11 protein-coding genes are annotated in these 16,631 nt (G+C 39.9%); all 11 read right to left on the bottom strand.

Annotated features, from left to right (window positions below):
* Positions 1-5: 5 nt before the first annotated feature.
* Positions 6-809: a metal ABC transporter permease gene (locus tag ACW6QF_RS01910; protein WP_298554125.1), complete on the bottom strand. Its 804-nt coding sequence runs from the start codon at positions 807-809 to the stop codon at positions 6-8.
* 165 nt (positions 810-974) lie between these two features.
* Complete coding sequence (locus ACW6QF_RS01905) at positions 975-1,400, bottom strand: phospholipase (protein WP_456086609.1); 426 nt, start codon at positions 1,398-1,400, stop codon at positions 975-977.
* A gap of 50 nt (positions 1,401-1,450) precedes the next feature.
* A complete protein-coding gene (locus ACW6QF_RS01900; RefSeq protein ID WP_456086608.1) occupies positions 1,451-2,674 on the bottom strand; it encodes a 3-phosphoshikimate 1-carboxyvinyltransferase in 1,224 nt (407 codons plus the stop codon).
* A gap of 99 nt (positions 2,675-2,773) precedes the next feature.
* Positions 2,774-3,892, bottom strand: a complete 1,119-nt coding sequence (locus tag ACW6QF_RS01895) for a glycoside hydrolase family 88/105 protein (RefSeq protein ID WP_456086607.1) — start codon at positions 3,890-3,892, stop codon at positions 2,774-2,776.
* Positions 3,893-3,902: 10 nt separating this feature from the next.
* Complete coding sequence (locus ACW6QF_RS01890; RefSeq protein ID WP_456086606.1) at positions 3,903-5,639, bottom strand: hypothetical protein; 1,737 nt, start codon at positions 5,637-5,639, stop codon at positions 3,903-3,905.
* Between the two features lie 118 nt (positions 5,640-5,757).
* Complete coding sequence (locus ACW6QF_RS01885; RefSeq protein WP_456086605.1) at positions 5,758-7,359, bottom strand: RagB/SusD family nutrient uptake outer membrane protein; 1,602 nt, start codon at positions 7,357-7,359, stop codon at positions 5,758-5,760.
* Positions 7,360-7,379: 20 nt separating this feature from the next.
* On the bottom strand, positions 7,380-10,682 hold the full coding sequence (locus tag ACW6QF_RS01880) for a TonB-dependent receptor (RefSeq protein ID WP_456086604.1): 3,303 nt from the start codon (positions 10,680-10,682) through the stop codon (positions 7,380-7,382).
* A 130-nt stretch (positions 10,683-10,812) separates the two neighbouring features.
* Complete coding sequence (locus tag ACW6QF_RS01875; RefSeq protein ID WP_456086603.1) at positions 10,813-11,796, bottom strand: FecR family protein; 984 nt, start codon at positions 11,794-11,796, stop codon at positions 10,813-10,815.
* Positions 11,797-11,860: 64 nt separating this feature from the next.
* Positions 11,861-12,394, bottom strand: coding sequence for an RNA polymerase sigma factor (locus ACW6QF_RS01870; protein ID WP_456086602.1), 534 nt, complete (start codon positions 12,392-12,394; stop codon positions 11,861-11,863).
* A 67-nt stretch (positions 12,395-12,461) separates the two neighbouring features.
* Complete coding sequence (locus ACW6QF_RS01865) at positions 12,462-15,134, bottom strand: AAA family ATPase (RefSeq protein ID WP_456086601.1); 2,673 nt, start codon at positions 15,132-15,134, stop codon at positions 12,462-12,464.
* A gap of 394 nt (positions 15,135-15,528) precedes the next feature.
* Positions 15,529-16,631 (bottom strand): FAD-dependent oxidoreductase (locus ACW6QF_RS01860; RefSeq protein WP_456086600.1); only part of this gene is annotated, 1,103 nt, incomplete at its 5' end.

Below are 16,631 nucleotides of genomic sequence, written 5' to 3'. Positions count from 1 at the left end.
CCCCTTTAACGCTTCAGAAACGCTTTTATTGCCTTGACTACTAAAAAGAAAAGGACAAGGACAAGAATAATAAACGCCCCGGAAGGCACATTCAGAAAATAAGAAAGGACAAGCCCGGCCACACATCCCAGGAAACCGATGGCAATACTTCCGAAAATGATCTTCTTGAAGTCTGACGTAAAAAGGTTTACCGTGATCTGGGGAAGCGTCAGCAAACTCATCAGAAGCATGATCCCGACCAGACGGATCGAAAGGACGATCGTCAGGGCGATGCAGCACATCATCACATATTCTATCCACTTGACGGGCAATCCTTGCGTCACGGCAAAATCACGGTCGAACGCCACATACACGATCTCCCGCAGGAAAAGGGCAAAAAGGACGACCAGCAACAACGCCAAAGCGGCAATCCAGATAATATCGCCCGTCGAAACCGTCAGGATATTCCCAAAAAGGTAGGCGGAAAGGTTCGGAGCGTATCCGGGCGTCAGGAAAATGAAGATCACGCCCAATGCCATCCCTAACGACCATATCCCGGCAATGGCCGAGTCTTCACGCACATTCTGCGTCTTGCTCACCCACTCCACCCCGAATGCGGAGAGCACGGAAAACAGCATAGCCATCAGGATCGGATTCATCCCAAGATAGAACCCCAACCCCAGTCCCCCGAAAGAAGCATGCGTGATACCTCCGCTGATGAAGACAAGCCGCCGCGACACGATATACGTCCCGACAATACCACAAGCGATCGCAGTCAGCAGGCTCCCCAAAAGGGCATGCTGGAAAAAACCATATTGAAGCAAATCCATTTTCTATCTTCTTATATCCTTTTTTATGGTTCCCCGGCAGGAAACTCTCGTTTCATAGGCGGGAAACTTTTGTTTCATAGGCAGGAAACTCTTGTTTCCATAGCGGGAAACTTCCGTTCCCATAGCGGGGAATTTCCGTTCCCACGGCAAGGAAACTCTAAGTACCTAATGCAGACGGCGTTCGCCGACGATTAAAAAAGCTTCATCCTTCAGCGCATCCGGCAGATTAATCGCACGCAGTTGCAGGCTGCGCAACCAACCGGCCACCTCCATCTCTTGCAACGTATAAAGCACATCACGAAACTCGTTCACGGCATCTTCATCATATGCATCGGCTTCGACTCCCTGGAAGCGGTCCAGTTCTTCATCATCGTAATACTCGATCCGCTTGCTGACCGCAGCCAGCAGACTGTCGCGTTCGCAGGTTTCATGCTGTCCGCAACATTCGTCCTCCGCAGTCAGTTCCCGGGCTTCGGGGATTTCGGCAATCTCCCCGCGCTCCAGCATCTTCTGTAGTTTCCGGTTCCGGAAATAACCGGCAATGGCAGCAAGGATACCCAGTACGATGATTCCGATTATAATATACCACATATCTTAATACTCTTTTAAATTCTTACTCCGATTTGACGCAGGGCGTGCGTCTATTCCTCGATTTGAAAACCCGTAGAACGCAGATCTTCCCAATAATGCGGATAGCTCTTGCTGACCACCTGCGGATCGGCAATCTCGATTCCTTCCGGCAAAACGAGGGCGGCAGGTGCAAATGCCATTGCCATACGGTGATCTTCGTAGGTCGCGATAACCGGATGCGTTTCCGGCTCACACCGCTCGCCGTTCCATTCCAAGATACTGTCGTTCCGGTCTGTCAGGAGATACCCTAACTTGCGAAGCTCCGTCTTAAGCGCTTCGATGCGGTCGGTTTCCTTTATCTTCAGACTTTGCAAACCGGTAAAGCGGAAAGGGATATTTAATAACACACAGGTCACGACAAAGGTTTGAGCCAGGTCCGGCTCGTTTACGAAGTTATAATTCAGTTTTTTTGTCCTGTTCCCGTTGTGCTTCAAGATAACGCCCCGGTCCGTATAAGTCGTGCCCACGCCAAGCTGCGCAAACAGTCCGGCTCCGGCGGCATCTCCCTGCAAACTGTTCTTAAACAGTCCCAACAACTCGATCTCGGCATTTCTCGACAACGCCATCATGGAATACCAGTAGGAAGCGGCGCTCCAGTCAGATTCGACGGTAAAGGGTATCGGACGATAATCCTGCGGTCTTACCAGAATGGTCTGCCCGTTCCATTCCGCCTTTACCCCATATTGCTCCATCAACTGCAACGTCAGGTTAATATAGGGTTTTGAAATGACAGCGCCTTCAAGATGCAAGGTCAGCCCGTTCTCCATCAGGGGCGCGATCATCAGCAACGCCGAAACATACTGCGAACTGACCCCGCCGGCAAGCGAAATCTCGCCTCCCTGCAGCGCACTTCCGAAAATGCGGAGCGGAGGATAACCTTCCTTCTCCATATATTCCACCCGCGCTCCCAGCGCGTTCAGCGCATCCACCAGTATCTTAATCGGCCGGTTCTTCATCCGCTCCGTCCCGGTAATCGTCCACTCGCCCACCACTTTAGACAAAAAAGCCGTCAGGAACCGCATCGCAGTCCCCGCGGCTTTTATATCAAAGTCACGATCATTCGAATTCAACGCCTTCACCATCACCTCCGTATCATCGCAATCCGACAAATTACGGATCTCATACGGACTATAGCTCAACGCATTAAGTATCAACGCACGATTACAGATACTCTTGGATGCGGGCAGCTTGACGGAAGCTTTCAGTGAAACAGGAGACTTTATTGTATAATTCATACCTTTGCATTAAAATGGAGTACAAAAGTACGGATTTTATTGGGAAGATATGACTAATATTGCTCTGATATCGCTATTTTAATAATTCTCCGACAATCATTATTTACACAACAATGCATAAGTGCACCACAGCATCGGAGCCTGTCCATGATAGTCACCAGCAATCCGGGGACGGTCATAGTAATACTGAAGATCATTCTTCTTCCCAGTACCGATACAAACTTCTTCCACATCTCCGTCCTTATTAATATAAGGGACTAAAGCAATCCATGCTTTTCTGGCTACAGGTCCATACTCTTCAGCATCTAACCATCCCTTCTTCACACCCATAATCATTGCATAGGTAAACATGGCAGAACCGGATGTCTCAGGCCAACAGTCAGCCTTATCAATCAACTGATTCCACATGCCAGTTTTATCCTGATAATCTTTTAAACTTTTCATCATCAGGCGATATCCCTCTAAAATACGAGCATGATTCGGATTATCTTCCGGAGTAGACAATAATAATTCAGCCATACCTACAGCCATCCAACCATTCCCTCTTGCCCAGAAATACGGGACATCAGGAGCATGATAAAACAGGCCGTTTGAACGCTGCAATTCATCCAAATAGACAACCATTTCTTTTACCGCACGATCCATATATTCTCGTTTTCCTGTCGTATGATACGCCTGAGCCTGAAGAATTGTTATCATAAACATATCATCAATCCAAAGGCGGGTTTGCCAAGATAGCCCTTTGTCCGCCCAAGCCTTTTCCTCTGGGGTTGCATTAATCGGCAAAGTCCATTGTGTATCAGCATAGGATAAGCCCATTTCCAAATATTTCTTGTTCTTCGTTATTTTATATAATTCTAACGGGATACAACCAAACACATTCAGGTCTACATGGTTCATTATAGGCAGATGAGATTTTTCCGCTGTGACAAGCAAGTCAAAATGATTCTTTAATTGTTCAGCCAATTGTTTATCTCCGGTAATTTCCGCATATCTTAACGCTCCATACCATGTACAAACTTCTGCATAATGGATCCATTTTCCTTTTCCGTACCACATGTGTTTGGATGGAATAAAATGCCGGCTAAGGATAGCCCCTACTTTTTCGGGCGAACAATTTTCCGGTAGATCTTTAAAATACTCATTCTGAGCCTTTATTGATTGTGTGGATAATATAAACAAAAATATTATTATATACAAAAACCTCAAATACTCCATGATTCAAATTCTAATCTTCAACCTTAACATTATCATATTCTTTCCATCCGCCAAGAATTTTATTTTTATATTCTAATGCGGTATCAGCATCTTTCAACCAGTCCCATTGGCCTATAGGAAAAGAACCTTCCATCAGTTTCATCTCTTCAGTAACTTGGTCTATTCTTTGTAATGCAAATAGAATTTGTTCTTTTAGCCCTTTATATCTAAAAGATTCCCCTCTCGCATAAACTCTATAGCCAAAATATGCTGAAGAAACTGCTTCATGAAGCTGAGCTTTCAATAATGTCCTTTTAAAAAGCTGATACAACTCCTCATAATCTTTTGAACTTAGCAATTCTTTCGTTTGTTCTATCTCTAAAAGCGCTTTTTGAGCAACTTCTACACCATATTGCTTTTCGGCAATGATATAATGTAAATAAAGACTATCCATTAATTCCATAGGTTCAACCCAATTACTATCAATCACATACTTAGCCTCCTCTTTTAACGGTGAATTCTTTGTTTTAAAACGTGCTGGTGCTATATGGTTAATAACATCTTTCCAATAATGAAACTCCTTATTAATCCCATGCTCTACAAATACAACAGGTGGATTTAGCCAACGCCCTGACACATGCCTATCATAACTACTATTATAAGGTTCATATTCTAAAGCAGAATGTTTTGCCACATTCGTTCCTAATATATACATTGAAGACAGAACTATATCATAAGCCTTTTTAAAAGCACTCTTTAATGGGATCAAAACCTTCTTCCCATAACGTTTCGAAATATATTCATCATAAATCAAGTCAATATCTAACTCTGGATTTTCAGATAACCGCATTAATGTATATAACAAAATTTCATTAGGAGTTCCTACCAACTTCGTTGTTCCATAACGATCTGTCCTCGCTACATAACCTATAACATTTGGTCTATTAATAAAATCACTCCAACGTTTACCAACATAATTGGGCCAAGTATTCGCAATAACCCCCTGTCCATTATATTCATTTCCTGTATCAAACTCAACAATAGTTGGCCGATTTATTTTCCCTATAAAAGGATCATTCGGATGAGTTAGAAAGAAATCATGTGGTACTTCTTTCATCATCAAAACGATTTTATCACTCTTTATATGATTAAGGCAGCCTGTAATATTTTCATACTCTTCATCGGAATAAGCAAACGTACGTATATAAAGATTTTTCCTTCGCTCTTTAATAACAACATCAGCAACAGCATTCACTACTGAAGCTAACTTTTCCTGATTTGTTTTTAATAAATCGGAATATTGTTTTTCCGCATGTGCCCCCGTTTCAATAAAAGTCAAAACTAATCCATCTACTTCTGGTATTAAATCTAACATATCTCGATAATCCTGTTTAAACCATTCCCAAAAAGAGGGATTATCCAGATTAATTGTTCCATTCGGTCCATTTCTAAACTGAGATGGATAATAATCTAATTCATAAAAACTGTGATCCCATACAAGGACTTCATTTACTCCATTTTTATGAGCCAACTCTGTAAGCACATTTACCTGTTCACAAACGTCCTGCCTTTTCACTTCTTTCAAATTATGTACAATTTGATGAGAAAGCTGAATTTGATTAACTCTATATTTTTTAGCCTTTTCAATCGTCTCTATTGCATTATCCATGTTATTAGAGAGGATAATCCAACCTTGAACAGACAACTCTTTTCCTATTCCCTGAAAAGTCAAAGACAACATTATAAGAATAATGATACTATATTTCATAAATAAACCATAAATTAAAGTAGACAAGTCATAAAATGATAAACCACATTTTCACAATATCATCTTACAAACTTGTCTACAAATTTTATATATGTATTAATTTACCAACAAGACTCTATTACCATCCAGGATTTTGTTCATAAAGATTCGAGCATCTATCAATCTGGCTCTGAGGAATCGGACGCAAAAAATGATATGGTTTCATATTTGTAGCTTTTGGATTGTATTTACTAGTTCTTTCTATTAATTTTCCTAATCGCTTCAAATCATACCAACGTTTTCCTTCTCCACAAAGTTCACGAGCACGTTCATCTAATATAAAATCAATAGACAAATCAGATGCTGCAATTTCCATTTCTTGCTCTTTCCCATCTATTGCACAATTTCGACGTAATTCATTAATAAATTTTACAGCCTCATCTTGTTTTCCCGCTCTAAAATAGGCTTCACCTGCCAACAAATAAGCTTCTGCAACTCTAAAGCAAACCCAATCTCTTGTTCCTTTTGTCTCATTCATGGTTAATCGTTTAACATCGTCAAATTTCTTCATTTGTACATAAACTCGATTATTTACTTTAGAGTAATCACTACCTATACTTTCACTAAATTCAGGATTAAACACCATATATTCTTTCGAACCAATCTGCTCTTTGCTCCACATTTGCTTAGGCAGGTAAAAAGCGGTATCTCCTATCATAATATTCCCTGCATCAACAACAGCATACCATGTATCGCGCCAATATGCTTGATAACGAGAGTCCATCGTTTCGTCATATAAATCTATCGCAAATTGTGTCGGTTTGAAACGAGAATAAGGACGTCCATATTCTATCACACGCACCATACCTGGTATATTTACATCATATTTCGGTGCAAAATATAAATGTGTTTCATTCCCATTTTCTCTTAATGATTCATCTTCTGAAAATTGTAAACTCCAAATAATTTCACTATTCATATCATTATCCTGATCAAAGACCAAACTTCTTTCTTCCAGTAGCTTATATTGGGAATCATTAATGACACTGGTAGCCAATGTAGCAGCTTCTTCAAACTCAGGAGTTCCACTTCGTTCGTCAGATAGCAGAACATACGATAAAAAGAATTTCGCTCCAAATTGATCAATTCGCCCATAATCATTTTGGGAAGTCGGCAAATTCTCAACTGCAAAACGTAAATCCGGATAGATAGCCTCATCCAAAATTTGCGAAACAGGTGTCCGGTTAGCCTCTGTCTGAACTCCAACAGTAGGTTCTAATGATAAATGAACATCTCCGAACTGCATAGTCAAATGATAATACATATAAGCTCTCAAAAAGCGGGCTTCTGCTTCACGAACTTTTTTCTCCGACTCAGACATATCCGGTACAGAGTGAATATAATACATCACATTATTACATGCATTAATACCGATATAACAATTTTCCCATACACTGGTAATTTGCCCTGCAGTAAGAGAAATACTATATGTGTCAAAATTAACATCTCCATCCACACCTGCTTCAAAAATATCCGTTCCTTGTTCTGTCAACTGCAATAAATTCGTTGATGATGCAGTAAAAGAACGTAGTCTGGCATAGCAAGCATTTACCAAAGTCTCTATACCTGTTTTTGTATCATAATATCCATCTGGTGGTAAAACTGTCTTTGGATCTTCTTCCAAAACATCACAACTAAATAATAAGGACAATATGATTGAAGTCAAAAATATCTTTTTCATATCTATTTGCTTTTTTAAGTTTAAAAATCAAGATTAACTCCTAATTGGTATGATGTTACAGCCGGATAAGATTTTTTATTCGTTCCAACCTGCGGATCTTGTCCATCAAAAGGAGTAAAAACAAATGGATTATTGATGTTGATATATACTTTTGCATTTCCCATTTTTAATTTCGATATGAAATTCTTAGGTAATGTATAACCTAAAGAAAGATTCGAAATACGAACAAAAGAGACATCTTTCACAAAATAATCACTGTTTCCTAATTCTGTATAAGTACCTTTAATTGCTGGAGCCGGATGTTCATTTGACTTATTTTCCGGACTCCAGTAGTTTCCACTGAACCCAATATATCGCACAGGATCATCATTACTCTGCTTATGAGTTTCAGATACAGCTTTTACTCCTTGCCGAGTATTCAAACTCATATAAAAATCAAAATTCTTCCAACTCACAGAGGTATTTAAACTTCCAATCCATTTCGGATCTCGACTAATAATATATCTATCATCATTCAAATTAATACCAGCTGCTTCTCCTTCCTTATTATAAATATCTCGATATTTAGGATATCCTGGCTTTGCACCATAACGTGCAGCTTCCTCTGCTTCATTTTCTTGCCAAACCCCAATAAAGTCCAATAAATAATAAGAACGAATTGAGTGTCCTATGAAATAATTAGAACCAACATCATCTTTTTTATCTCCATACAAATCCAATATTTCGTTATTATTTTTAGCAAATGTAATTCCGACATTCCATCTCCACTCTGAATTTCTAATGATATCACCATTCAATGTCAATTCAACACCTTGGTTTCTTGTACTCCCAATATTCTGAAATATAGAAGAATATCCTGATGTCACCGGAAGTTTGCGTTCAAGAATTAAATCTTTCGTTGTTCGACGATACCAATCGATTGTACCATTTAAACGTGAATTAAACAAGCCAAAATCTAATCCGACATTCCACTCTTCAGTCTTTTCCCATTTCAGGTCGGGATTCGGAATACCAGTCGGAATTGTTCCAATGGCAGCTGATTCATCCCATGAATAATAAGTTTTTGATAGTTTACCCAATGTTTCGTAAGGATCAACATTTGTATTACCTGTATTACCCCAAGAAAAACGTAGCTTCAAATTATCCAAGAATTTCTCTCTCGCATTTCTTAAAAATGATTCTTCAGATATTCTCCAAGCCACAGACATAGAAGGAAATCCTGCCCATTTATTTGTATCAGAAAGTCTCGATGAACCATCATAACGATATGTCAATGTCAATAAATAACGATCTAATAGAGTATAATTAAAGCGCCCCATAAAAGACATAATTCCCCATTCTGATAACAAAGTATTCTTATCTAATATTGTAGAAGCAGCTTCCAAATTGTAATACAAACCATCATAATACATATCTGTCCCTTTCAAATAAACAGACTCATCTCGAAATTGCTCCACATTGAATGCAGCCATTGCTCCAATTTGATGAATACCATTTATTTCTTTATTATAAGATAAAATATTATCTATAATTGAAGATAAACGAGTTCGACTATTGTAACCTGCAGAATGCATCCCGCCACTTCTATCACGTGTATCACTTCCGTTATATGTTCCATTATTTGTATTACTATAATCCAAACCTATTGAAAATTTGTAGGACAAGCCATCCCATATATTCCAATCTAATGCAGCAGAACCAATCACACTATATTCATCTGTTGCATTCTGATTATTCTGTATTTCCGATAAAGGATTCGTAATTAAAGACTCATTAGGAGTAGGATAAACTTTCAATTCTCCATTTTCATCTCTAACAGGCGCTAATGGTGATATTTGATATACATGATAAATATATTCAGGTAAAGCCTCATTCTTTGAATAAGATCCTAAAAGTGCTGTTGTCAATTTTAATCGATCTGAAAATTTAAATGTATTATTAAAATTCACATTAAATCGTTTATAACCGGCATTATCAATTAATGAGCTTTGATCTAAATATCCTAATGATAACATTGTTGCCGTCTTTTTACTCGAAGCACTAACAGTGACATTATGATTGGTAGCAAAAGCCGTTCCTCCCCAAACTTCATCATACCAATCTGTAAACATCCGATTTTTCCATGAATTTAGTTCTACTTCATCAAATATTACTTCATCTGAATAATCTTGACCAGCATTTGCGAGAGCTCTTCTTTTATAATCAACAAACTCATCTGCAGACATAAAATTAGGCTTGCCAGCAATCTTATCAAAGCCAACCCAACCACTATAGCTAGCCTTAATTGAATTTTCACCAGCTTCTGCTCGCTTTGTTGTTACAATAATCACACCATTAGATCCTCGCGCCCCATAAATAGCTGAAGCTGATGCGTCTTTCAAAACATCGATTGATTGAACATCATTTGGATTTAAATTCACACTCGAACTTTGCATTGGTATCCCATCTACCACCCACAACGGATCATTAGAACCTGTAATAGAGCTAATACCACGTATTTCTATTGTCGGATTATTTCCTGGTTTCCAAACACCTCCAATATCAACTGGTATTTTTCCTTGTAGTGCTGTACCAATATTAGGACTATTTGCCTGTGTAATTTCTTCAGCACGTATTTGTGTAATAGCTCCCGTCAAATCTTTTTTCTTGACCGTACCATAACCAATCACGACAATTTCATCTAAAGCTTCTGTATCTTCTACCAGTTGAACTTCGATATTTGTCTGGTTTTCAATCATCAGTTCTCGTGAAGTATATCCAATATAACTGACTAAAAGCGTTCCTTTAAAAGGAATATCCAAAGAAAACCTACCATCTACATCTGTAATTGTTCCGTTTGTTGTTCCCTTTTCTACCACATTTGCTCCTATGATCGGTTCACCATTCTGATCCTTAACAAAACCGGTAACTTTTTTTCTAACTTGAGATTTATTTTGACCAATGACTTTTAATTGTTCCGGAGATGGATTTATCAGAATAAGATTATTCTCTGTAATCTCATAATTAATTCCTTCGCTATTGAATAATTGTTTCAACACAACTTCTACCGCCTGTTCTCTTACTTGAACAGAAACCTTCTTATCCAAATCGATCTTTCCACTTTCATAAATAAACCGAAAATCCGATTGATTTTCGATCAAATAAAGGACTTCCTTTATTGATTGGTTTTGAACATTCAAAGACAATTTTGTCGTTTGTGAATATACAGTAGCTGAAATATTCAGTGAAAATACAATCAAGAAAACTACCGTCAGTTTCATAATAGATAATATCTTTTTAAGGGTTGGAGAAAAATCCAACTCTAACGTATTAAATAAATTCATATATTTGTAAATTGATTATTAGCTAACTATTAGTGCTTCCAACACTAATCTTATGATCAAACTCATAACGGGAGATGTGACAGCATTTCCCGTTTTTGTGTATTCATGGCATTCTACTTCATAGGCAATTCTATTTAGAGGTTATACTTATATGTTTTCCTTTCACATGATAGCTAATATTACTCAAGCGGGATAACGCATCCATTACATCTGTTACGGTTTCTTCCCGTATGACTCCATTATAACGAATATTTTCACCTAATCCGGGTTGGATCATAATCTTGACATCATACCATCTTTCCAAATACTTGCAAACAAGAGACAAAGGCATATCTTCCATATATAATTTATTGTCCAACCAGCCATAAGAGTGCGACAGTACGCCCTTCATCTGTTTAATCTTATTCGTCTCTTTATCAAAAACAGCTATTTCTCCGGGTTTCATAATCAGTTTCTCTTCTCCGCTTTCCAGTTCGATACATCCCTCGACCAAAGATGCTTGAACAATCGGATCATCAGCATATGCCTGCAGATTGAAGGAAGTTCCCCAAACTTTCACATTTAACCCACCGGCAGTTTTTATTACAAAAGGTTCTTTGCTTTTAGAGACATCAAAGAAACCTTCTCCCTGGAAATTAACTTCCCGCATTTTCTTTTTCGAATCATAAGCATAAACTACTTCAGAGCCTGAATTCAGTTTTACCAAAGACCCATCCGGCAAAACGATCTCCGAACGGCTTCCATAATCGGCACTCATTCTAACCTGCATGTCCGAGCTTTTCTCAAAAGCACCCATGAAAGACAAAGCAAGCATTATCAACAAAGATGCAGCCGCCCCAGAAACTATATACAATATATTTTTCCAATACTTATGAGCATATATCTTCTGTCGGTTTATCTTGTTAACCTTTTCCCATGCAAGATCAGGATCAAAAGCCTCAGATTCTGTATAACGATGGGATTCTTCCCAAATCTTTTTATACAAATCAAATTCTTTTCTATGGGACTCATCTTCGGCCAACCACTCAACTAATACCGGATCAAGACGTTTTTCATCTTCACCGTCCAGTAAATAGTCCACGATATAGTCTTTTATATGTTTTTGTTCTTCCATGAATCTTGCTTTTATTATATGACACTATAAATAAAAAAAGGTCCTATTCCGGACCCGAAAAAAATTATATTCCTTTTAATTCTAAACATCGCCTCAGCTTCTGAAGTGAGATCCAGATCTGATTTTTAATCGTTTTTACCGAGATATCGAGTTTTTCCGAGATTTCTTTTTGTTTCAATCCCTTTATTCGGTGGAGCAACAATACTTCTTTACAGCGATCAGGAAGGTGATCGATACAGCCATAAAGAGCGATCCGAAATTCCTCAGACTCGACCCGGTTGTCTTCATACGATAACTGATCCTGAGTTTCCGACAGGTTATTAAAATAGACTTTTGAGCGAAGATGGTTCAATGCCAAATGTTTGGCCATCCTATAAAGATATCCTCCAACATTTTCTTTAATTTCAATTCTTTCCCGGTTTTTCCATATATTCAGAAAAAGCTCCTGCACAACATCTTCCGTATCACTTTTATCCATGAGCAAGCTATAGACATATTGACAAAGGCGGCCATAGTAACGCTCAAACAGTTTATTATAACTGATGTAATCATTCCTTCCAATCGCTTTTATAAGCTTTTCATCCGTGGCATTAAACATAATTTCTCCGATTTATCTCCTTAGTGCTCAAATATACGACAAATTTTGAATTACGATCGAACCATGTTCAAGAATATCCTATCGGCGTACGTCCTGACAGAGCAACACGCTTCTCTTTTTCTGCAAGGTGAGCGGTTTCAATATCAACCAATTCTATCAGACGATAGTATTCCTTATCCGCCCGTTGATGATCGCGGATGATTCGTCCGGCCATAGCAGGAAAAATGCCGTTCCGTATAAATTGTTCAACCCAGCGTGCATTACTAAAGTTCCGGTCTTTGGCTTTCACTGCATTTCTAATGAGGGTACAGAATCGTTGTTCCGCTTCTCCCGTCAGTAGATAATCATTATTTTCCAGTAGAGTCTTTCCTATCATAATCAATTCTTCTGCCGTATAGTCTTCGAAATTAAACCGATATGGGAATCTCCCTTTCAGACCTGCATTACCTTCCATCAGTACATCCATTTCCTTCGGGTAACCCGCCATAATCACCAGTATATCGGAATTATTCGATGCTAAAACCGGCATCAGGCACTCTATAACCCGGTATCCATAATCCCTGCGATCTGTATTGCTGCCGTTACATAAAGAATACGCCTCATCGATGAACAGGACATTACCTCGAGCCAAAATCAGCAACTCCCCCATTTTCCGTTCGGTTTCTCCGATCCATTGTCCGACCATCCGGGCACGGTCTGCCACAATTACATCTCCTTTCGACAACAATCCCAATGATTTGAAGATCCTTCCAATCATCTTTGCCACCGTGGTTTTCCCTGTACCGGGATTTCCGGTAAAGAGCATGTGATGACTCGTTTCATTTGTAAATTTCAAACCGATACTTTTTCGAAGTTGTAACATACGCAACGTGTTCATCACCGACTCAAAACAATGTTTCACTGTTCCAAGGCCAATCATACCGTTCAGATCAGCCATAGCCTCCTCAAAACTTTCCGTACTTTCTGCAAACATATCGGCATCAACATCTTCTACTTCAATGTTACCGTATACCGTTTCTTTCTCGTCCATTTTCAAAGCCAACTTTCGTCTGCGAAAATTAGGCAGAAGTGTATCATAAACATAGCTCATAATCCGCTCACGTCCCCATTCGCCCAATGTACCGCATTCTTCCGCTTCAACCAATGCCACTGCTATTTTATGGATAGCCTCTTGCCTTATGCACATACCACAACAAAGAATCATATTCCTGATATCGAAAACGATAGCAGAAGTCGTATATTCAGTCATGGAAAGAAGATGTGATTTCGGAAAATACTGCTTCAATGCAGGATATGCATCAAATAACCGTTCACCTTCTCCTTTGTTACAAGCAAGCACAAAATGATTGCGTCGGCAACTTAGCTCGCGTATCATTTTCGATACCATATACTCCCCTCCATTTTTCAATAAACTACCGGCATTCTTAAGATAAAAAAGAGAATCCGAACCTTCAAGATCAAAACATTCATCAATCACGGCATTTCTCCTGTCTTGGGCAAATTTATCCGTACACTCACGACAGTCGAAGGTCTCTGTCCCTCTTGCATTAGCTATTAAATCACAAAACGTATCAATCATTTGAAAACTTTCATCATCGTCTCTACATTCAATAAGGTAATTCAAATTCTCATACATGTTCGACAATAAGTATGGTAATCGGATTTTATTGAAACCAATCGAATCCAGATTATCCACTATTCCTTTGCGCAAACCGGCACTTGAGGGATTATGGCTTAGCTTGTCCCATCTTAAATCTCTGACAGTCAAAATTCTGGCAATCATATAATCTTTATCATAACGTTCAATTCGTGCAAGATTTTCCACACTGCACCTGTCACTATCTACTGAAAATGAAAATTTGGCAAAAGGTTCCTGATTATGCATCAGCAGAATGCTATACATTCCCGGCATCCAGACATCCGACGAGGTGAACTGTAAAATAAACACAGATTTGCTCATAACATAGGCATCTTCAACACCTTCCCCCATTTGGAACAAATCGTCATTATAACAACAAGCAGATAGTATATGCCCTTCTTCCAACGGCTTTTTCAAAGTTATGGTAAAAACCGGATTCAGGTCTTGGACATTCTCTTTAAAAGAGGTGAAATTTTCTTCTGACATAGATACTTGGTCAATTTCCGGATGTTCCAATTCCGCACCATCCGGCAGTACTTCAAAATCCACTTTCAAATCTTCACCAATCTTCCACCCTAAGGAAGTATCCAACATGAAACTGGTTCCGCATAACCACAAAAAATATCCTCCCGGTTCCAATTCTTTGACTTTGCGTGTCCAATCTATAGATATCTTATTTTTCACCTCATACACCGTTTCTTGTATGAGAGCTTTGGGGACATCCTTCTTATATAAACTGACCGACATGCCTACTTGATTATTTTTCAATCTTTTTACACCATCTATTGTTATCTTCAAATTCGGGTATATCGGCTTCCGATCATATATACGCTTTTTAAAACCCGTCAACTCCAAATCCGTTCTCTTAGTATTTATCTTTAGTGTGGAAATAGAAAATTCTTTTACTTTTCCTTCAGGCACGAAATATTCTGTTCCTTTATAAGAATATAATGGGGGGCAAAGGGTCACATTGGTATCTGGCAAATTTTTTTTGATTTCAGTTTTTAACTGAACATCCACAGGTTCATCAGAGTTCTTTTTCTCTTTACTGTCTGTAGTTTTAATAATAGCACTTTCAGATCTATTTTCATCCTTTTTCATGGTAAATCAATTTTGTATAACAAAAACGGCAATATGCCGAAAGCCAACTTTGTAATTGGAAACAAAAATAGCATTTACATTTCAATTCCATCGCACATATCCAAATAAACAATTTGTCAAAATGCCAGATTTACCATCCTCTGATTCGGCTGTATATATCCTTTTCGCAAGATGGTCTGCCTGAAATATCCAAATGGTTTTACAAAAACATTCAGATAATTAAAAAAGCATTTAGATAATTTGAAGGAAAAGCGCAAAAACAGGGATATATATCAGTAAAAACAATCAAAACAGACCAAATTGACAACGAATAGCATTTGTTTACAACAAATCAAGCAATTGGATGTTTTTCACTTATTACAACACAGGCGATCTTCCCAGACCGCCCATTTTTTTATTTTATTTCCCGATAAATCATTTGCAAAGCCGCCAGCCTTGTCGCTTTCCCGGCTTCGATGCCCGGCAGGTCCGTTCCGCCCAGTTTTTCCCAGGCGGCTAATGTCGCCGCATCCACCGGGTCTTGCAGGCGGGCATTCCATTCGGGGAGATAACCTCGCAGTCCCAAATACTGCACCATGCGGAAGTGGGGACTCGTGTAATCCACATCCTTGAAATACATGAGCGTCGCCTTCTGGTCGACCAACTTGTCCTGCAGGCGGGGGAGGTCGATGTTCTGCACCTTCACCTTCCCGTCGATCGAAAGGGCCGAAGCGATACCGGCGGCCTGTCCCATCGCCATCCAGCAAGGCTCCATGCGCAGGGTGGAAAATCCGATGTGCGAACCCGACACCGGGACGGGCAACAGGAGGTTGTCCACCTCTTTCGGGACCATCACGCCATAAGGGACTGTGTAAACTGCCGAAGGATAGCTCAGGAAACCGTCCAGATGTACCCTCCCTTCTTCTCTTTTCCGTACCGCATGCGAGTCCAGCGCATAATGGCTCGCCGTTATGCTGCTTTCGTGGATGGGCGGGCGACTGCCGATCGTTACCGGGATGGCATCGTTGGCGGTAAAGAAGTAGGCGCCTTCGAAACGGCGGCCTTCGCGGACGTAGACCTGGCGCGGGAAATGCCCGTTATCCGTGTATTCGTCTTTCGAAAGTCCCCATTCTTTTGCCGCTTTGCGGAAGTGGGCGGGCAGTTCGGGATCGTTCTGGGCGAACCAGAAGAGACCTTCGGTATATTCGCGCAAGCGTTGGGCGAACTTGTCGCGCCATTCCCACGAAGAGGTGGGCCAGGGCCAGTTCTCCTCCGGCAGGTCGGTCGATACGAACACACCGTGCTGGTTATTGGCGTCCGTCTTCATGTTCGGGACATGGACGATATTCGTGATCTTGGCGATCCCCCATTTGTCGCCCGGAAGTTTGGAAGGGTTGCCGGCCTTGATATGCTTCCGGTTCTCTTCCATCATTTCGGAAGTCACGCGTTGCATGGCGGCATCCGTGTTGCGTCCGGTCCAGACGTCCTCCACGATGGAGGCATAGTCTTCGCGGTTGT

It is taken from the genome of Parabacteroides sp. (assembly GCF_977054455.1).
This window is presented reverse-complemented; position numbering and strand designations above follow the sequence as displayed.

What these genes read in the sequence shown, in the direction of transcription:
- ACW6QF_RS01870 (WP_456086602.1), bottom strand. Translation starts at nt 12,394, where the DNA reads ATGTTTAATGCCACGGATGAAAAGCTTATAAAAGCGATTGGAAGGAAT.
- ACW6QF_RS01900 (WP_456086608.1), bottom strand. Translation starts at nt 2,674, where the DNA reads ATGAATTATACAATAAAGTCTCCTGTTTCACTGAAAGCTTCCGTCAAG.
- ACW6QF_RS01875 (WP_456086603.1), bottom strand. Translation starts at nt 11,796, where the DNA reads ATGGAAGAACAAAAACATATAAAAGACTATATCGTGGACTATTTACTG.
- ACW6QF_RS01865 (WP_456086601.1), bottom strand. Translation starts at nt 15,134, where the DNA reads ATGAAAAAGGATGAAAATAGATCTGAAAGTGCTATTATTAAAACTACA.
- ACW6QF_RS01895 (WP_456086607.1), bottom strand. Translation starts at nt 3,892, where the DNA reads ATGGAGTATTTGAGGTTTTTGTATATAATAATATTTTTGTTTATATTA.
- ACW6QF_RS01905 (WP_456086609.1), bottom strand. Translation starts at nt 1,400, where the DNA reads ATGTGGTATATTATAATCGGAATCATCGTACTGGGTATCCTTGCTGCC.
- ACW6QF_RS01910 (WP_298554125.1), bottom strand. Translation starts at nt 809, where the DNA reads ATGGATTTGCTTCAATATGGTTTTTTCCAGCATGCCCTTTTGGGGAGC.
- ACW6QF_RS01890 (WP_456086606.1), bottom strand. Translation starts at nt 5,639, where the DNA reads ATGAAATATAGTATCATTATTCTTATAATGTTGTCTTTGACTTTTCAG.
- ACW6QF_RS01880 (WP_456086604.1), bottom strand. Translation starts at nt 10,682, where the DNA reads ATGAATTTATTTAATACGTTAGAGTTGGATTTTTCTCCAACCCTTAAA.
- ACW6QF_RS01885 (WP_456086605.1), bottom strand. Translation starts at nt 7,359, where the DNA reads ATGAAAAAGATATTTTTGACTTCAATCATATTGTCCTTATTATTTAGT.